General features: G+C 29.1%; 16 protein-coding genes and 1 pseudogene. 3 read left to right on the top strand and 14 right to left on the bottom strand.

The genetic code is table 11. The features are described 5' to 3' along the window. Positions 1 to 7: 7 nt before the first annotated feature. A pseudogene (locus tag LQK79_RS03610) lies at positions 8 to 1152 on the top strand (site-specific integrase). 69 nt (positions 1153 to 1221) lie between these two features. Here the strand turns inward: LQK79_RS03610 and hydE are convergent. The 10 genes from hydE to LQK79_RS03560 form a co-directional block, all read right to left on the bottom strand. After that, on the bottom strand, positions 1222 to 2265 hold the full coding sequence (gene hydE, locus LQK79_RS03605) for a [FeFe] hydrogenase H-cluster radical SAM maturase HydE (protein WP_231015567.1): 1044 nt from the start codon (positions 2263 to 2265) through the stop codon (positions 1222 to 1224). A 13-nt stretch (positions 2266 to 2278) separates the two neighbouring features. Then, positions 2279 to 3490 (bottom strand): M16 family metallopeptidase, encoded by a 1212-nt coding sequence (locus LQK79_RS03600; protein ID WP_053241574.1) that lies wholly within the window; start codon positions 3488 to 3490, stop codon positions 2279 to 2281. A 180-nt stretch (positions 3491 to 3670) separates the two neighbouring features. Next, on the bottom strand, positions 3671 to 4240 hold the full coding sequence (locus tag LQK79_RS03595) for a DJ-1 family glyoxalase III (RefSeq protein ID WP_053241575.1): 570 nt from the start codon (positions 4238 to 4240) through the stop codon (positions 3671 to 3673). A gap of 42 nt (positions 4241 to 4282) precedes the next feature. Next, positions 4283 to 7138, bottom strand: coding sequence for a DNA topoisomerase IV subunit A (locus tag LQK79_RS03590; RefSeq protein WP_053241576.1), 2856 nt, complete (start codon positions 7136 to 7138; stop codon positions 4283 to 4285). A 79-nt stretch (positions 7139 to 7217) separates the two neighbouring features. Next, positions 7218 to 9164, bottom strand: coding sequence for a DNA gyrase/topoisomerase IV subunit B (locus LQK79_RS03585; RefSeq protein ID WP_207642166.1), 1947 nt, complete (start codon positions 9162 to 9164; stop codon positions 7218 to 7220). 131 nt (positions 9165 to 9295) lie between these two features. After that, positions 9296 to 9682 carry a hypothetical protein gene (locus tag LQK79_RS03580; RefSeq protein WP_053241578.1) on the bottom strand — a complete coding sequence of 129 codons (387 nt, stop codon included), beginning with the start codon at positions 9680 to 9682 and terminating at the stop codon, positions 9296 to 9298. A gap of 139 nt (positions 9683 to 9821) precedes the next feature. Further along, a complete protein-coding gene (locus LQK79_RS03575; RefSeq protein ID WP_231015566.1) occupies positions 9822 to 10883 on the bottom strand; it encodes an iron-containing alcohol dehydrogenase family protein in 1062 nt (353 codons plus the stop codon). Between the two features lie 5 nt (positions 10884 to 10888). Continuing rightward, positions 10889 to 11539, bottom strand: coding sequence for an MtnX-like HAD-IB family phosphatase (locus tag LQK79_RS03570; protein ID WP_231015565.1), 651 nt, complete (start codon positions 11537 to 11539; stop codon positions 10889 to 10891). Positions 11540 to 11599: 60 nt separating this feature from the next. Beyond that, positions 11600 to 12754 carry a DUF116 domain-containing protein gene (locus tag LQK79_RS03565; protein ID WP_231015564.1) on the bottom strand — a complete coding sequence of 385 codons (1155 nt, stop codon included), beginning with the start codon at positions 12752 to 12754 and terminating at the stop codon, positions 11600 to 11602. Positions 12755 to 12756: 2 nt separating this feature from the next. Next, positions 12757 to 13398 carry a lactate utilization protein gene (locus LQK79_RS03560; RefSeq protein WP_231015563.1) on the bottom strand — a complete coding sequence of 214 codons (642 nt, stop codon included), beginning with the start codon at positions 13396 to 13398 and terminating at the stop codon, positions 12757 to 12759. Between the two features lie 185 nt (positions 13399 to 13583). Here LQK79_RS03560 and LQK79_RS03555 point away from each other — a divergent pair, with 185 nt between their 5' ends. After that, positions 13584 to 13850 (top strand): hypothetical protein, encoded by a 267-nt coding sequence (locus tag LQK79_RS03555; protein ID WP_053241579.1) that lies wholly within the window; start codon positions 13584 to 13586, stop codon positions 13848 to 13850. A gap of 130 nt (positions 13851 to 13980) precedes the next feature. Here the strand turns inward: LQK79_RS03555 and LQK79_RS03550 are convergent, their stop codons facing one another. The 3 genes from LQK79_RS03550 to LQK79_RS03540 all read right to left on the bottom strand — a co-directional run bounded on the left by LQK79_RS03550 (position 13981) and on the right by LQK79_RS03540 (position 16685). Continuing rightward, positions 13981 to 15345 carry a hypothetical protein gene (locus tag LQK79_RS03550; RefSeq protein ID WP_053241580.1) on the bottom strand — a complete coding sequence of 455 codons (1365 nt, stop codon included), beginning with the start codon at positions 15343 to 15345 and terminating at the stop codon, positions 13981 to 13983. Next, positions 15323 to 16288, bottom strand: a complete 966-nt coding sequence (locus LQK79_RS03545) for a glycosyltransferase family 2 protein (RefSeq protein WP_231015562.1) — start codon at positions 16286 to 16288, stop codon at positions 15323 to 15325. The genes LQK79_RS03550 and LQK79_RS03545 overlap by 23 nt, the downstream gene beginning before the upstream one ends. A gap of 196 nt (positions 16289 to 16484) precedes the next feature. Beyond that, the gene (locus tag LQK79_RS03540) at positions 16485 to 16685 is read right to left on the bottom strand and encodes an alpha/beta-type small acid-soluble spore protein (RefSeq protein ID WP_053241581.1); all 201 of its coding nucleotides are present in this window, start codon (positions 16683 to 16685) and stop codon (positions 16485 to 16487) included. Between the two features lie 304 nt (positions 16686 to 16989). Here LQK79_RS03540 and LQK79_RS03535 point away from each other — a divergent pair, with 304 nt between their 5' ends. Continuing rightward, on the top strand, positions 16990 to 17958 hold the full coding sequence (locus tag LQK79_RS03535; RefSeq protein ID WP_231015561.1) for a polysaccharide deacetylase family protein: 969 nt from the start codon (positions 16990 to 16992) through the stop codon (positions 17956 to 17958). A gap of 162 nt (positions 17959 to 18120) precedes the next feature. Here the strand turns inward: LQK79_RS03535 and LQK79_RS03530 are convergent, their stop codons facing one another. Further along, entirely contained in the window at positions 18121 to 18570 is a 450-nt protein-coding gene (locus tag LQK79_RS03530) for a methylglyoxal synthase (protein ID WP_231015560.1), read from the bottom strand. Between the last annotated feature and the right edge of the window lie 361 nt (positions 18571 to 18931).

Here is an 18931-nt window from a genome sequence, read left to right as displayed (position 1 = left end):
ATTTATTTTGAAAGGTGGAACTAGAAAACGTGGTGATACTTGGTCGTATTATTTTGATATGGGCAAAGTAGATGGTAAGCGTAAAAGAAAAGAAAAAGGAGGTTTTAGAACTAAAAAAGAAGCTGAGGATGCACTTACTAAAGCTCTTAATGAATTTAATAATTGTGGCTCTGTTATTGACGAAAGTAATATAAGTGTAGCTGATTATTTCGATTATTGGTACAAAGAATATGTAATGATTAATTTAAAATATACTACTCAACAATTCTATTTAACAGTTATAAACAATCATATAAAACCATCATTTGGAGCTTACAAGCTAAAAGCTTTGACGCCTTCAGTATTGCAAAACTTTTTAAATAAAAAATCTATAGATGGTTTTGCTAAAAGTTCAGTTAAAAATTTTTATGCTGTACTTTCAGGAGCACTAAAAGCCGCTGTATATCCTTATCAATTTATAAAAGATAATCCTATGCAATATGTAAAAATGCCCCGTTTTGATAATATACCAAATAATAAAGACGATTTAAAGATAATTACAATGGAACAATTTAACCAAATCATTGAAAGATTCCCTCAAGGAAGTAGTTTTTATGTACCCTTGCAGGTAGCTTTTAATACTGGAATGAGAATTGCTGAGGTATGTGGTCTTACTTGGGATTGTGTAGATTTAGATAATAAAACTATAAAAGTTGAAAAGATATTAATTGATAAAGGTAAAGGCGTATGGGAATTTGGCACTCCAAAAACTAAAAGCTCTAATAGAATTATATATATATAGGTGATTCTTTAGTTAAAGTTTTAAAGCACAACCAAATATGGCAAAAACAAAATCAATTAAAATATGGTAAGTATTATAAGAAATCTAATTTTGTATGTACTAAAGAAAATGGAGAAAATATCACAATGAACTCATTGAAATATTTAAGCAGAATTGTAAACTATGAATTGGGTATAAATTTTCATTTCCATTCTTTAAGACACACACATGCAACTATGTTGCTCGAAGCTGGCGCTAATATAAAGGATATCCAAATGCGTCTTGGGCATGGCAATCTAGCTACTACAATGGACACATATTCACATGTAACTAAAAAAATGAAAGATGATACTGTTAATATTCTTGAAAATATAATTGCCACCCAAAAATAAAAGTCAGTGGCAAATGGGTGGCAAATTACACTTATTCAATTCTTAAAAGCCTATTAAACCGCTTATTTCCTATAAAGTTTTGCTACAGTTTCTAAAACCTTTAGTGTTAGATACATATCTACCAATCTTATTTATTTTAAGTGTAATGCACTTTCTGCAGTGTCCTGGAGTATCATTTACACAAATTTTACCTGGATAAAGCGCATACAGCTTTCTATATTCACCTTCAGTTACATTAGGCATAACTACATTTGCGCCAGCCATTAAAGCTTTTGATCTTCCATCTGGCTCTAATGATTCCATGGCAGTTGTCGCCGGTATGTTTATATCAACCATTAGAAGACGCATTATAGCCATGACTTTTACACTTAAGTGAAAATCACCCTTTTGGGCTTTTCCAAGAGGAGTATCTTCATTTGGGATAAATGGCCCAACACCAAGCATATCCGCATCTATTTCCTTAAAGAACAAAATATCATCTGCCAAAGATTCTATTGTTTGATTTGGGAGACCAACTAAGCAGCCGGAGCCAACTTCATATCCTAATTTTCTAAGATTATACAAACATTCCTTTCTATTCTCATGGCTCATACCAGGATCTAACTCTTCATAAAGCTTTTTATCAGTAGTTTCTATTCTTATAAGATATCTATCCGCACCTACTTCTTTATATGCCTTATATTCCTCATAGGTTTTTTCGCCTAAACTCAAAGTTATTGCAAGATCAAATTTTTTTATCTCTTTAACAATGTGTTTTAATTTATCTACAGTATAATAGTCATCTTCTCCTGATTGTAAAACTACTGTTTGATATCCATATGCTTTTGCCTTTTTAGCAAGCTCTATTAATTCATCTTCCTTCAGCCTATACCTCTTTAATTTTTTATTATCACGTCTAAGACCGCAGTACATGCAATTTCTTTTGCATATATTAGAAAATTCAATAAGACCTCTAAGGTGCACTTCATCGCCAAGATATTTTTTCCTAACTCTATCTGCTGCCGCATAAAGTTCATCCCTATTTTTGTCATCTTTTAAAAGAGTGATTATTTCTTCTTTAGTAAGTTCATGAGTATACTCAGCTTTTTTTATTATATCTAATATATTATTCATCTTATCTCCTTTGCTATGGCTCTACAACCTGAATAGAAGGATTTTGCAAAACTTTATTTACTGTCTTTAGAATAAAGTTCTCATTTATATTAAAATCTAAATCATAATAAACATCTATTGAAGTGCCATACATAATATAGTGAGTACATAACTGTGCAGCAAGTTGAATAGATCTTTCAAGTTCCAGTGCCCTTTTAAGTTTTATGCTTTTCTCCAAAGATTTTATTTTTAAATTTGTAAAATATCCACTAAGCTGCTTTGCTTCATTTATAGTATTGTCAATTATTTCAATGCTTTTAGCTATATTTTCCTTTGAAGTACCCATATTTATAGTATATAGCTTTATTCCGCCTTCATTTTTTATTTTACTATATATTTCGTATGCAAGTCCATACTTTGTTCTTATTTCATCGTAGATAAAGCTGCTAGTCCCTTCACCAAAAATGTTATTAAATATCCTTAAAGCCTTTATTTCCTTATTAGTTAAACTATGAATTGGAAATATATACTGAATTCTCGCTCCTTCTATCTCTCTTTTACTATAAAATAATCCGCTTTTATTATTTTCATATTTATAATCATGATTTACCTTTCCAGTTTTCTTAAAAGCAAGCATGTATCTTTCTATTATCTCCATTACAGTTTCTTCTGATAATGACGAAACTACACTTATGACACAATTTGATGGTATATAATACTTATTGTAAAATTCTTTTATATCATCTAAGGTGAATTTTTTTATATTTCTATGATTTCCTATAATACATTCTTTTATCCTTATATTGTTGAACGCATTTTTTAAAAGTTCATCTTCACAAAACTGTTCTTTATCATCTTTCCATTCATTAAGTTCCTCACAAATTATATTTTTTTCCTCTTCAAACCCTTCCTCTGGAAAACTTGGATTGATTATTATATCACTATACAATTCAAATCCCGCTTCAAAATCCTTAGAAAGCGTAGTTCCATAATATACGACATAAGGAAAGTTTGTCATAGCATTATTAAAACCAAAAATTTCATCACATAAATCATTTATTTCTTTTTCAGTTCTATTCTTCGTTCCCTTAAATATACAGTGTTCTACAGCATGTGCAATTCCATATTTATCTTGTAATTTTTCTTCTGACGCCCCTGCTTTAAATCCAATGCAAAAAGAGGTTATTTCTCCTATCCTCTGTTCATATATAACTTTAACTCCATTGATAAGTATATTTTCTTTCATTTATATATCTCTCCATGTCTTAAAAAAATTAGTATAAAGCCTTCAGTTGAATGTAGGATTTATTAACTACATTCACTTGAAGGCTTTATTATTCTTGTATTATATAAGGTATAGTAGTTACTACTATGTTTCTTCTCTTAAGAAGCACACTTTTCACAAGCAAAGCGGTTTTATCTATAATTACGCTTTTATTTTACTTTCAAGAAAATTTACTAGCATACCTTCCTTAAGCTTTTCTACAGTTTCTATTCCCTTAAGTTTTTCTACAAGCTTTAAGGCAAAATAAATTGCTGTAGCAGGTCCTCTGCTTGTTATAATGTTATCATCCATTACAGCAATATCTTCCAAGTAATTGCACTTTCCAAGTTCATTTTCATATCCAGGATATGAAGTAACTTTTTTATCGTCTGTTACTTTTGCTTTTCCTAAAACAATTGGACCTGCGCAAATAGCCGAAACAACTTTTCCTTCATCATTAAAATCCTTTACTATTCTTACTACCTTATCACTGTTTTTTAAATTTTCTGCCCCTGGCATGCCTCCCGGAATAACAACAGCATCATAATTCTTTGCATTTATGTTTTCAATTGTTTTATCTGCAAAAACCTTTATGCCATGTGCTCCTATTACATTTTCTTCATTTAAAGAACATGTATCACATACTATTTCTGCTCTTCTAAGAACATCAACCACAGTAAGTGCTTCTATTTCCTCAAAACCTTCTGCTAAAAACAATAAAACTTTGCTCATCTTTTCCTCCTATAAAAAAACATTTTAAACTTAGTCTTTGCTTTATTCAATCTTCATTGTGGAAAGTGCATCAACCATTAAGCTTTTTCCTTTTCCACCCCTGTTTTGTTCTTTTATATTTTCAAATAGTATTTCTTTTTCTTCGCCTAATTTAGATTTAATACTCATCTTAATAAACTCCTTTTTAAGTATAAAACCATATTTTACAAAATCATCTTCGTTTAAACTTATTCCAGTAACACCAGATGCAATTCTGCCCATAGGATTTACTGAATTATTTTGAAATCTTATGCACATTGATTTTTCCGTAACCAAAATAATATCACTTTCAGTTTCCTCTCCAAGCTCAGCATTTATAAGTTCATCACTTTCATTTCTAAATTTATAGCATGGAGTTGTTAGATAATCCCCATCGAATTCACTTAATGCAGTCTTCTTTACAAAACCATTCTTGCTAAAGAAATAAATATATTTACCTTCATCAAACTTTTTTACTGAAATAATGCCAACTACTTTAGAGTCTTCTGTAAACTCATCGCAAATAGTTGATATGCTTATGCCTTCCTTAGAAATATTTTCAATTATAAAAGCTGGCACTCTTATAACTGCTCCTTTGTTCGTGAAAATAAGAATTTTTTCTGTCGTTGATGTAATTATAGCTGATTTACTATTTTTTATCAAATTTGTTTTTATAATTCCTTTTGAACTTATCTTTACTTCAAATGCTTTACATTCACTGTTTTCTATAAAATTTATATTTACAACTCTATCCTTAGAACTTAAATTAAACATAGTATATGACATTACGTTTCTATCTGCCTCTTCAATTGATGGTTCTTCTAACTTAAAACTAAGTCCAAGTTCTGTTGTTATCTCGATATATTTTTCTTTCCTCTCGTCTTCATCAAATATGACTTTCACAAGCTTTTCATCTTTTCTAAGCTTTAAGGCCATTATCTTAGAATAATTAGTTAAAAACTTATCTATGCCAGTCTTCTTAATGCCGCCTTTATCTGTAAACATAATAAAGTTCTTATCTTCCTGCATATCTTGTATAGAAAATATATTTATTACTTTTTCTTTATTTAAATCCAAGCCTTTTATTATATTATCTAATTTTTCGCCTTTTTCTTTCCATTTGCACTCTGGAATACTATCTCCCTTTATTTTATACATATTCCCGTTATCTGTAAAAAACAATATATTATGAACGGTATTAGACTCAAATAAATACTTATTAAAATCTCCCTCTCTATATTCAATATCAGAAGTATTTGCATTAGATCTTGAATAAGCTTTTTGAGATACTCTTTTTATGTAGCCTTCGTTTGACATAGTTACAACGATATCTTCTATTACTGCAAATTCTTCAACATCTATTCTTGCCACATCATCGTTTTCAATTATTTCAGTTCTTCTTTCTTCTCCATACTTATTCTTTATATCTATGAGTTCTTTTTTTATTACCTTAAAAAGTTCTTTTTCATTTTTAAGTATGTTATTAAGTTTTTTTATAATTTTTTCAAGTTCCTTGTATTCTTTTTCAAAAGTTTTTATTTCAAGTCCTGTAAGCCTATAAAGCATCAGTTCTACAATAGCCTGAGCCTGATCTTCTGTAAATCCAAACTCTTTAACTAAATTTTCTTCAGAATCTTTTTTAGATTTTGAAGCTCTTATAGTCTTTATGATATCATCCATAATTCCTATTGCTTTTATAAAGCCTTCAACTATATGAAATCTTTTTTGAGCAATTTCAAGTTCTTTTTGGGTTCTTCTTGTTACAACATCTTTTCTATGATTTACGTAATGCATTAAAATGGTCTTTAAGCTCATAGTTTCGGGTTTACCATCTGCTATTGCAACCATATTAAATATTATATTGCATTGGAGCTCAGTCTTCTTAAATAGATATTTTAGTATTTTATCAGCAGTTTTTTCATCAGCTGATTTTTTTAATTCTATTACCCCTCTTATACCATTTCTATCAGATTCATCACGTATATCTGATATACTTTCAAGAACTTTAGAATGCTTTTTATCTGCCGTCATCTCTGAAATTGTTTGAAGTAGCTTAGCTTTATTTCTTTTATAAGGAAATTCAGTTATAACTATGGCAAATCTTCCGTTTTCAAGCTTTTCAACTTTTGTCTTTGCTCTTAAAGTAACTCTGCCCTCTCCAGTTTCATAAGCTGCTCTAAGTGAATTTTTGCCTATTAATATTCCTCCTGTCGGAAGATCCGGCCCTTTTATGTAATTCATAAGTTCTTTTATTGTTATGTCGTTATTATCAATATACGCAAGAGAAGCATCTATAGTTTCATTTAAATTATGTGGCGGTATATTAGTTGAAAGTCCAACTGCTATACCGAAAGTTCCATTTACAAGTAAATTAGGATAGCCTCCTGGAAGCACCTCAGGTTCAAGTTCAGAACCTGAATAGTTGTCAACCATATTAACTACACCTTTATCTATATCCTTTAGCATTTCAAGCGCTATAGGTGTAAGCCTTGCCTCTGTATAACGCATGGCAGCTGCACTATCTCCATCTATGCTTCCCCAATTTCCGTGTCCATCAATAAGAGGATGCCTTGTTGTAAAATTCTGTGCTAAGATAACCATAGCCTCATAAACAGAACTGTCACCGTGTGGATGATACTTCCCTAGTATATCTCCAACTATTCTTGCTGATTTATAATAAGGCTTATCAGGAAAAGCCTTAAGCATATAAGCCCCATATAATATTCTTCTATGAACTGGTTTAAGTCCATCTCTTACATCAGGAAGTGCCCTTTCTTTTGCCACTTCTACTGCATAAGGTAAATAATTTTCGGGCATTGCTTCTTCTATTGGAATCCTTACTATATTATTATCCTTTGGTATATTTATTTTCTTTGCCATATTTTCATTCCTTCCAGATATAAGGTCACCTCATATGCTAATTTATAATAAATTAATTTTCAGCATGGTAACCCTTTAATTAAAATTCAGCATATTTGTACATGTAATTCTTTCTAGGCTCAACCACGTCACCCATTAAAAGTGAAACCATTTTTTCGGCTTTAGCCGCATCTTCTATAGTAACCTGCTGAAGCGTTCTTGTTTCCGGATTTAGTGTAGTCTCCCAGAGCTGATCTGGATTCATTTCGCCAAGTCCTTTGTATCTCTGTATAAGACTTCCTTTTCCAATTTTTCTTTTTGCCTCATCAAGATCATCATCACTATAAGCATATTTAACAATCTCTTTGCCTTTTGAATTTTTATATACCTTGTATAAAGGCGGCAGTGCTATATACAAATGATTATTTGATATAATATGTCTCATATATCTATATATATATGTCATCCATAATGTCCTTATATGATATCCATCTACATCAGCATCACTCATTATTATTATCTTATGATATCTTAAATCTTCTTCCTTATAATTCTCAAGTATTCCTGTCCCTATGGCCGCATTAAATATTTTAAGTTCTTCACTTCCAAGCACATTTTCAAGCTTTTGCTTTTCTGTATTCATTATTTTTCCTTTTGATGGCATTACACTTTGAAATCTTCTGTCTCTTGCTTGCTTTGCACTTCCTCCTGCTGAATCTCCTTCGACAATTATAAACTCACAAAGCTCTGGATCTTTTATTGTGCAAACAGCAATCTTTCCAGCAAGGGGTGCTGCGCCTTTGCCTATTTTTTTCTTTTCTGCATCATTTATTTTCTTTATTCTGTCTCTTCTTGCTGCAGCTTCTACGGCATTTTTCATTATCATTGATGCCAAGTCCTTATTATCCTCTACCCACTCACAGAGTTTAGTATAGGAAAGGTCATTCATCATGGTATAAGCTTCACTATTTCCAAGCTTTGTCTTAGTTTGTCCTTCAAAAATAGGATTTGTAAGCTTGATTTTTATTATTGCTGTCATCCCTTCTCTTATATCATCGCCTTCAAATTCCTTATCTTTTTCTTTTAAAATATTTAGTTTTTTTGCCCATTCTTTAAATGCCCTTGTCATTCCAGTTTTAAATCCAGATTCATGAGTACCCGCCTCTGTGGTTGGTATATTATTTACATAGCTCGCAATATATTCTGTAGTCGAATCCGTAAATTGCATACATACTTCTGCATAAAGCTTTACCCCAGCAATTTCCCTTTCGCCCTCAAATAAAATAGGCTCTTTATGAATAGGAGTTTTACTTTCATTTAAGTATTCTATAAAATCTAAAAGACCATTTTCAGAATGATACTCTTTCCTTACTTCCTCTTCATTTCTCCTATCTATAAAAACTAAAGTTATTCCCTTATTTTGAAAAGCAAGCTCTTTGAGTCTTTCATCTATAGTTTCAAATTTAAAATCTATAGTGCTAAAAATTTCTCTATCCGGTTTAAAGGTAACCTTTGTTCCAGTCTCATCTGTTTTTCCCACTTTCTCAAGTTTTGTAACAGGAGTTCCTGGCATTTTCTTCTTTAAGGATTTATCATAAGCATATTCAAATCTTTGCTTATACACAAAACCTCCTTGCATTACTTCAACCTCTACCCATTCAGATAATGCATTTACAACTGCTGCTCCAACACCATGTAGCCCTCCTGATGTTTTATAGTTTTTATTATCAAATTTTCCTCCAGTATGAAGTTCTGTATAAACCATTTCCACACCGGACTTTTTCTTTACAGGATGAATACCTGTAGGTATACCTCTACCATTATCTACAATAGTAACACTTCTATCTTCATTCAATATTACATAAGCCGTATCCCCAAAGCCATTAGTAAGCTCATCTATAGCATTATCTAATATTTCCCATATACAATGATGCAACCCCTTGCTTCCAGTAGAGCCTATATACATTCCAGGCCTAACTCTCACAGGTTCAAGCTTTTCAAGAGATGTGAGTGATGTTACATCATAAGTATTTTCATTATTCATCATGTTCTCCTCCAATATCTAAACTGCTTCAACTATCAAAATCAATAACATAAATAGCAAAAATAAAGTAATGAAATTAATTCCATTACTCTTGTTTATTTTATATGTTTATTATAAAATCGTAAAGTGTTTTTTTATTTTTTATCTGAAAGCATAAATGCACAACCAATTCTTATAATGATTCTTACGCTCTCATCATCTATTTTACTTTTAAGATTTAATTTACTTATTTCATCCTTTGAAATTTTAAGAGCAATGTTTTCTTTTCTTAAGTTAATGTCAAACTTATGATTTTCTTCAACATAAATTATGCTATTTTTTATTATTTTAAGTATAGCTTTTATATTTTCTTTACTATACTCTTCATTTTTTATGGTATTAAATACATTAAAATTAAGTCCGTAGTAATCTTCTCTTATCTCTATATCCTTTTCCTTCCATAGATAAAATATATACCCTAGTCCTATAACGAGCATCACAAGCAATATATAAAAAAATATAAGAACTACGCTGCTATCCATATAACTATCTCCTAAAAATACTTATAATTATATTATATGCAGCTCATGATAAACTTTCTAATAATGTATTTATAAGCAAGCAATTCTTAGATTCCATTAATGACATAGATCTTTATCATCATTTTTTAACCGTAGACTTTTATTTTAACACTTTCACTAAAATTTCATCTTCATCTATGATTTTTTTAGCTAAATCACGATTTCCTCTTACATGAAGGTAAGTATATCTTCCTGGTTTTATACTTGGTGCCATATCAACTGCTTTTTTATAATCTTCTTTTTTAAGCTCAAGGGTTTTAGTATAATCAAAAAAGCCAGTTTCTAAGAGAACTTTTTTTATTCTCTCAAATCTATGCTCTTGAACTCTTGCCATTATATATGTTGCAATTCCTACTTGAATTCCATGAAGCTGCGGTTTCTCCAAAAACTTATCTAAAGCATGTGATATTAAATGTTCTGAGCCACTCGCTGGTGAGCTATTTCCTGCAATCTCCATAGCTATTCCATTCATGGTAAGGGAATCCACAAGCTCCTTTAAAAATAAATCATCTTTAATATCTTTAAAATCTGTTCTCACAAAGCTATTCACAGATTTTTTTGATATCATAGCTGCAAAATCATCCACATAGCTTTTGCCATTTTCTTCTTCAAATTTCCAGTCATAAAGAGCTGTTATATTTGAAACTAGATCGCCTATTCCAGAATATATAAACTTTTCTGGTGCTCCTTTTAAAACATCTATATCAACTATTATTCCATAAGGAGTTTTTGCTGGAAAAGAAGTTCTTTTGCCCTTTAAAGTAAGAGAAGCTACAGTACTTGAAAAACCATCATTTGATGTGGACGTTGGAACACTTATAAAAGGCATCCTTTTCAAAAAGCTCATGTATTTAACTACATCTATAGCCTTACCTCCACCTATAGCTATAAGAGCATCAACTTCTTTGGGTATTTCAAAAGCTTCTACACCAATTTCTTCAAAATCTATATTTTTAACTTCTCCCATATTTTGAAACCTTATATTAGCTTCAGCTATAGAATTTTCAATTTCTTTTCCAAACAACTCATGTATTCCATCTCCATAATAAATGGCTACATTTTCGAATTCACCTTTCTTTATTATGTTTCCTATATTTTTTAAGTTACCCTTTCCAACTTCAAGTATAGATGGTATTGAAATTCTATGATCAGATTTTTTCAACGCCTTCACCCTTTCAAATAAATTTTAACTTTATCCCATATTTCTTTAAAATTTTCAAATTTAAAATACTCTCTATTCTCACTTTGAAGAAGCTCTGCAAGACTATTTTTTGCAAAAACCACGTCGGATATAAGAGCAGCACTTAAATCTGGTTCACTATCTCCTGCATAAAACACAAAATCATATTCTTCTTTTAATTTCTTCACTACTTTTCCCTTATCTATTCCATAAATATCGGAATAAAATTCATTTGTTTTATCCAATTCAAAATATATTCCATTATTTTTAAATACACCCTTATTTGAATAGACTTTTACATCTTTAATTCCTTTACTCATAAAAACCCTATCTATATAATAACTTGTGCCTGCACTTACAACAGCAAATTCCCCTCCATTTGCTTTTACATTATCTATGAGCTCCTTAGCAAATGGATCTAGCGATATCTTCATTATATCTTCGAATATTTGCTTTTCATTTCTACCTATATTTCTAAATACATAACCTAAATAATCGATATCCTTAATTTTTTTGTTTTTCCAATCTTTATATAGCTTTTTGCAATCTTCTTTTAAATATTCCTCCATAATAATTTTATAAAAATCCTTTTCTGTAAGAGTACCATCAAAATCAGACACAAATATAAATTTTTTCATAGTTATTGCTCCTTACTATTCTACTCACCTTTTAATATTTACTAATTTTATTAATATTATTTATAAACATATATTAAAAACCTTCTTAAGTTGATTTAAATTTACATCCGTAACTATGCCCTTATCGTCCCAATGATTTTTACAGCCACAATAATCCAAGATTACACATTGTGGAACCATATTAAGTCTGCGTGCCTTATAGCCACCCTCTAAAAGGTTAAGAATACATGCAACTCCAACTATACCTATTTTTCCGTATTCAATATTGGCATTCTTAAAGGCTGAGGATGCATGAGGAATTATAAGAACCTGAAAACCATACTGATTTCCAAGTTTAGTAAGCTTATTAACTCTGCACAAATTTGAGCAATATCTACAAACATATCCTTCATCTGTAGCTTTAGCCTTGCATTCATTTTGACCTTTATATCTCATGCATGCTGGAAGTATAAGTTTTTTCTCTTTAGTTTTCAAAAAATCTCCACTAAAAACGCAATTAAGTATTTCAGCCCCTACCATATTTAAATGATATTCTACTCTTTGTCTACCACAAAGAATTACATCTTCCTTCCACTTATGCTTTGGATATTCATTTTTTAAAAATTCATCTATTTTAACTGTATACTTTCCTAAAACTGCTTCACTTCTTGCACTAAAATATAGAGCTAAAGTAACTGCAATAGTAAAAAACTCCTTTGTTTTTTCCTCACCGATATAACATATATATTGTCCCCAATTTAAAAATCTTTTAACTTCTTCATTAAACTCACCTGAAGCTTTCAGCCAGCTTATAAGTTTGTTAAAATTCTCATAAGTTAAAGCAGCGTTTGAATTATAATTATCATTTGGCATTAAAAATATCGTAGATAATATTCCCCTTATAATATCTATCTTTCCCTTAATGTCTTTTCCTTTTTGCCTTAAGTCATTAAGTTCATTAAGAATCTTTTGAGGAAGTTTTGATAGCTTTATAGCATCATCACTATAAAGCTGCCAAAGTACACCTATAATTAAAAATTCAAGCATATATTCTTCTGTACTTCGCAGTTTTTCAATTTTATTTTGTTCAATATATTTTTTAAAGCTTTCAATTATTTTTTTTGAAAGATCACTGCTATTATTTATAACTTCATCTGTAAATTTAGATATATCTTTATAATAATCATCAGAATTTACATTTCCACTTTTTAATGAATAAGTAATTATTTTTTCCATAATTAATATCCTAATTCTTTTCCAACTATAATTACCTTTATTCTTCCCTTTGAGCCCTGTCTCCTTATCAAGGTGTACTCATTGCATATCCTATAGCTACTTTTACAATCCATACACTGCCCTATCTTAGTGCATGGTGTTAGCTTATTAAGCCTTTTGGCATTTGTAGGTGCTGAAATTTCTCTATTTCTTTTTATTGCTGCATCTACATCCTTTACAATTTTATTAATACCTGCAATTACAATAACCTTATCAGGGCCATAAAGCATAGCTGCAACTCTGTTACCATTTCCATCAACATTATAAAGTTCACCATTTTGTGTTAAAGCATTTGTACTTACGAAATATGAATCTGCAAAAAAACTTTTCCTAAATATTTCTTTAATTTCATCTGAAGTAAGATCTTTTTTGTACCTATCAAGGAAATTAAATTTTCCATTTCTCAAGTAATCTATAATCCCTGTTTCAAAAAGTGTCATAGATCCGCCAACCGCAACAGTTTCACCTTCGGTTACAATTTCTTTTACCTTGTCCATCATTTCTTCTTCATCTTTTACAAAATAGGCTTCCATATTATTTTTTTCTAAGTTTTCCATAGTTATTTTAACTCTTTGTTCCATATTCCACAGCATATTTTTATCCATAATATCTCTCCTATCCATATATTAAACTTAACCGCCTGGCATTGTATAATCTTTTGCCATTAATTATATCATATTTTAATTGATATAAAATAATAATCCATATGTATATTTTAATATTTTTAAGTAACATTTCTTTATATATTGAATATTATAATTATCGTAAATAAAATTTTCGGAGGAATCACATGTCAATCTATAGAGATAGTTCTGAAACTTCTAATGAAACCACTGATGAAAAGGAAGATTACGAAGAAACTTCCAATCCTTATTTTTATTGTCCATTTCTAGATAGTACTGAATCTCAATCTAGACAATATTATAGTCGTCCTAGGAGAAGGAGAAGAAGAAGAAGGAGAAGAAGACCTTATTATCCTTACTACTTTTCACCTTATTACTACTATGATGATTATTATGACGACTACTATGACGATTATGATGACTATTATGATTAAATCCACATAAACAAAAATTACATTAAAATTTAAATAGTTACCTATAAACAAAAATTCTATACCTGAATATGAATGCTAGCATCTGTATTCAGATATAGAATTTTTAATATTATGCAGTTAATCTTCAAATCTAGTTATCTTTATAGCATTTATTGTAATTATAAACTAATCCATTATAAACCACATCCCAAAAGGTTAATGCAATTACTACAAATAACATTATAGAACCTATTTTTAATGAAATTGAACTTAATTTTTCCAAAAATAAATAATTCCTGTATCCTAAAAGTGAAGCTATAACAGTCATAGGCAATATATACCATCTTTTATTGTTAAGACATACATACAACAAAGAAAATATTTCTGCCAAATAAAAATACCTTTCATGCATTTTAGGCAGCAAATATGGTATTATAAGCGTTAGCACAAAGCAAATTTCTATATATTTTCTGTTTTCTATTGCATCTTTAAAAAAATATGTTAAACAAATAAATAACAACATAACAACAGCAGCAAATAATAATGAAGGTAAATATAAAGCTTCATAATTACTACTTGTATTATCAACAAAAGAATACAAACTTGGACTATTTGCTGAAAGAAATTTAACATAGTCCGCTTGATTAAAATAAATCATAAAAATTTCATTTAAAGGTCTTCCACAAAATATAGCTGGAAGCAGCTCTATAAAAAAAATTATAGGAAATAAAATTAGATGTTTAATGTTATACTCTTCTTTAAATATAAACACTAATATTATTGGTAATATAAAAATACTTTGAAGCTTAAAACAAAAGGCTGTAGAAAATAATATAATTCCAAGATACTTTTTATTATTCAAAGTATAGTATAGCCCCATTAGGCAAAATAAAGCATATATACTATCACATTGCCCCCACATCGAGCTATTTAAAATAACCGTTGGTAAAAGTAAAAATACAAAAAATGAAATGAATGGTAAAAATGACTTTTGCGTTTTAAACTTATAAACCATTTTAAATATGTATACTGCAATTAAACAATCAAAAACAACAGAAATATATTTAATCAAATACAAAGAATCTAACTTAAATTTAGATATAATAAATAATATATACATATATGGTGGATTATAATTTCCAATATTTTTTGATAGTGCCTCCATTCCTCGATATTGCCTCATTTTGTCTATCCAAACTTTTAAATAATCCGTATAGTCTCCAGACACATATTTAAACATACTCATTCTAACATAAATAGCTAATCCTAAAAGAATCATAAATATAATTCTCATATTAGTTTTTTTACACACATTTCCATACCATTGCACTATAAAGTAGAAGAGTATAACAAATAAAATTAATAAGGCTAGTTTTCCTCGCCTTCCTACAGAATATATTTTCATAACCTTAATTAATTCTATTTCTCCTAAGCCAAATATAAGTGCTCCTATAATATTTAATAAATTTACCTTTAAAAAATTTATTAATTTATCAATAAATACATTTACATTCATTGCTGTTATCTCCTATATTTATTTCTTCATTTATAATATACAAAGGTCTTTTTTTGCTTTCATCATATATTCTACTTATATATTCTCCTAATAAACACACAGCACCAAGTTGAATTCCATTAAAAAATGTAATAATCATAACAATAGGTAAATATGCTTGTATTTTATTATTAAATATAAATTTCATTATAATTAGATATAAAAATATAAAAATTGAAATTTCAATACATAAAAATCCTAAAAATCCAATTAACTTCAATGGTTTAGAAGAAAATGAAATTACTCCATCCTCTGCAAACTTAATCATTTTTTTTAAAGGATATTTTGTTTTTCCTGCAAACCTTTCTTGCCTCTCGTACTCTATAGGAATTTGTCTAAAACCTATCCAGCTTATCATTCCTCTTATAAATCTATTATTTTCGTTCATAGTGCTAAAAATATTAGCAACTTTTCTATCTATAAGTCTAAAATCACCTACATCTAAAGGTATATCTATGCTTGTCATATTATTTAAAAATCTGTAAAAAAGCTTTGCTGTTAAAAGTTTAAATATTGATTCTCCTTTTCTTTTGATTCGCTTTCCATAAACAACCTCATATCCTTTTTCCCATAACTCAATCATCCTAGGAATTAATTCTGGTGGATCCTGCAAATCTGCATCAATTATAACAACAGCATCACCTTTAGCTTTATTTATCCCCGCAGTTACAGCTATCTGATGACCAAAATTTCTGGAAAAACTAATTACTTTAACTCTATTATTAAAAGCCGCAATATTCTTAAGAATGCTTAAAGTATTATCCCTACTTCCATCATCTACAAAAATCAGCTCGTATTTTATTGAATTATGTTCCATTGTGCTTTTTAACCTTTTGTAACATTCATTTGCAACATCCTCTTCATGGTACATAGGTACTATAATAGATACTAGTTTGTCATTCATTTTACATTCTCCAGTCTTTATAAATTTAATAACCATATTATTACTATATCACTATCTTTTTGCCAAACTTTATAAAGTTATTTCCAAATTGTTTCTAAGGTATATATTTTGCTTGAAATATAAATTTTACAGCTTTCCATTTGTTTTTACATTATTTAAAATAAAAACCCGCAAATAAATGCGGGTTTTTACTAAACTATTTTAAATTATTTTCGTAACTTTCAACCATCTTTTTAACCATTTGACCACCAACAGAGCCATTTTCTCTTGAAGTAAGGTCTCCATTGTAACCGTTCTTCAAGTTTACTCCTACTTCACTAGCAGCCTCCATCTTGAATTTATCTAATCCTTCTTTAGCTTCTGGTACTAATTTTCTATTACTATTGCTTCTTGCCATGGTTAATTCCTCCTATAATTTTATAATATTATAAATTTAAAAATATATTTTAAATTTATAATATAAGTTTTCACAAACTATAGGTTAAATATTCTATAAAATTTATTACATTAATTGAAATTGCAATATTTTTTTACAAATTACGCTAATTTATTTTTTTTAGGCTATGAATATTAGACTTTTTCATATGTATGTAACAATATTGTAATAAAAAATAGTTTTTTTGTAACCAAATATTGTATGGTTAGTGATAAATTATAGCTATAGTCATAAATTAATATATTTCTTAAGGTGGTAATGTTAAATGTTAAACAATATCATAAATAAGCATAATAGTGAGAAAAAAATCATTTCATTATTTATATGCATATTAGTACTAATTTTATTATTTGTTTTTATGCCATCATTGTCATTAAATAACAAATTAAAAACTAAAACCACAAAAAAAGTTAAAGTTTCAACTTCAAAAATAGCTTTATCTAAAAGCAATAATTTTATAAATACAAATACTTCCAAAAGTAAATCAAACAGCTTTATCTCAAATAATGTTGAAGCTGACAGTAACATTTCTAAACCTAACCTTGATTCATCCAAGCAACCTATTCCAAGCTATGGAGTAAAAGTTGAAGATGCTTTCAAGGAAGATGGTAAAAAAACCGCATACTTAACTTTTGATGATGGACCTTCAACCACTGTAACACCAAGCATATTAAATACTCTGAAAAATTACAATACACATGCAACTTTTTTCTTGCTTGGACAAGTTATAGAAGAAAATCAGAATTCTAAATATTTAGTTAAAAGAATTTTTGATGAAGGTAATTCAATAGGAAATCACACTTATTCTCATAATCTTAAGCTATTGTATCCTAATAATATACTAAATATTAATCAATTTATGAGTGAAGTAGATAGAACATCCAATATACTAAAAGGAATTTTGGGACAATCATTTTCTACAAGAGTTATTCGAATGCCCGGTGGATATATGTCAAGAGTTTATTATAAAGATCCAAATTTAGCAAACTTCAAAAATACTCTTTCTCAAAGGAAAATGGTAACTATAGATTGGACTGCCTATGATTTTGATGCAGAAGGAGTAAAAAAGAATGCTTATGAACTGCTTAACAATGTTAAGACATCAGTAGGGAAGAAAAATAAGGTAGTTATTTTAATGCATGATACATATGGTAAGGAGGAGACAGCAAAAGCCTTACCTATGATAATAGACTATTTAAAATCAACTGGCTATGAATTTAAAACACTATACTAATATAGGAAAAGGTACTATCTGAAAAGCGAAGGATGCAATTACCAAAAGCTAATTCAATTTTTTTATTTAATGCAACAGCCATACTCCATATTGCATAAAAAAATAAATGTTCCCAAAATTTTTTAGGAACATTTATTTTTTTATGTAGTCTTTTGACATACTTTAAAAATTATCTTTTCGTATTCTATCATAATAGTCAATTACATGATTATCATATTCCTCATTTATAAGGCATGACTTCATTAAGAAATCTGCTGTAGATTGATTCATTGCAATCGGAATGTCATATAATACAGAAATTCTAAGGAGTGCCTTTACATCTGGATCATGAGGCTGTGCTGTAAGAGGATCCCAGAAAAAAATCATTATATCTATTTTTCCGTCTACAATGCTTGCCCCTATTTGCTCATCACCGCCCATAGGACCACTTTTAAAACCTTTAACAGTTAACCCTGTTTTTTCAGATATAAGTTTAGCTGTAGTTCCAGTTCCGCACAAATCGTGTTTACTTAAAACATCAACATTTTCTTTAGCCCACTCTATCAACGCTTGTTTTCTATTATCATGTGCTATTAACGCAATTGTCTTCTTTGCCCCTGTTTTTTCATTCATAACCTTACCCCCAGTACTTTACTATAAGTCTTTTTATATTTTAATTTTGTGATATTAAATCTTAAAACATGACATTATTATATCATATCTTTCATAATTCATGTTAAAAATAAATGAAAGTCTTTTTATAAATTCCTTATTTTATTGTATAAAGTAATGATAGTAAGAATCATTTATTAATATTTTTATTATATTTGTATTATAAATAGACAAGCCTATGCATAGAATTTATTAATGTATATCTTAAAATTGATGCAAACCTCGTGTCCTCGGTTAGCAATAATTTTAAGTTCTTTTTCTTGCTAAGAGAGTAGTCTTTTTAGCTTCTAGAAGGATAATGGGCAAAGCCCAAACCTCGTGT

The organism is Clostridium guangxiense (genome assembly GCF_021043395.1).
In the GTDB taxonomy this organism is placed as follows: Bacteria; Bacillota; Clostridia; order Clostridiales; family Clostridiaceae; genus Clostridium_S; species Clostridium_S guangxiense.
Note: the sequence above shows the minus strand (reverse complement) of the source record. Positions and strands in the feature narration are given on the sequence as shown.

Bases quoted from the DNA above. Each gene is read 5' to 3' on its own strand.
- hydE (WP_231015567.1), bottom strand. From the start codon at position 2,265: ATGAATAATATATTAGATATAATAAAAAAAGCTGAGTATACTCATGAA.
- LQK79_RS03600 (WP_053241574.1), bottom strand. From the start codon at position 3,490: ATGAAAGAAAATATACTTATCAATGGAGTTAAAGTTATATATGAACAG.
- LQK79_RS03595 (WP_053241575.1), bottom strand. From the start codon at position 4,240: ATGAGCAAAGTTTTATTGTTTTTAGCAGAAGGTTTTGAGGAAATAGAA.
- LQK79_RS03590 (WP_053241576.1), bottom strand. From the start codon at position 7,138: ATGGCAAAGAAAATAAATATACCAAAGGATAATAATATAGTAAGGATT.
- LQK79_RS03585 (WP_207642166.1), bottom strand. From the start codon at position 9,164: ATGATGAATAATGAAAATACTTATGATGTAACATCACTCACATCTCTT.
- LQK79_RS03580 (WP_053241578.1), bottom strand. From the start codon at position 9,682: ATGGATAGCAGCGTAGTTCTTATATTTTTTTATATATTGCTTGTGATG.
- LQK79_RS03570 (WP_231015565.1), bottom strand. From the start codon at position 11,539: ATGAAAAAATTTATATTTGTGTCTGATTTTGATGGTACTCTTACAGAA.
- LQK79_RS03565 (WP_231015564.1), bottom strand. From the start codon at position 12,754: ATGGAAAAAATAATTACTTATTCATTAAAAAGTGGAAATGTAAATTCT.
- LQK79_RS03560 (WP_231015563.1), bottom strand. From the start codon at position 13,398: ATGGATAAAAATATGCTGTGGAATATGGAACAAAGAGTTAAAATAACT.
- LQK79_RS03555 (WP_053241579.1), top strand. From the start codon at position 13,584: ATGTCAATCTATAGAGATAGTTCTGAAACTTCTAATGAAACCACTGAT.
- LQK79_RS03550 (WP_053241580.1), bottom strand. From the start codon at position 15,345: ATGAATGTAAATGTATTTATTGATAAATTAATAAATTTTTTAAAGGTA.
- LQK79_RS03545 (WP_231015562.1), bottom strand. From the start codon at position 16,288: ATGAATGACAAACTAGTATCTATTATAGTACCTATGTACCATGAAGAG.
- LQK79_RS03540 (WP_053241581.1), bottom strand. From the start codon at position 16,685: ATGGCAAGAAGCAATAGTAATAGAAAATTAGTACCAGAAGCTAAAGAA.
- LQK79_RS03535 (WP_231015561.1), top strand. From the start codon at position 16,990: ATGTTAAACAATATCATAAATAAGCATAATAGTGAGAAAAAAATCATT.
- LQK79_RS03530 (WP_231015560.1), bottom strand. From the start codon at position 18,570: ATGAATGAAAAAACAGGGGCAAAGAAGACAATTGCGTTAATAGCACAT.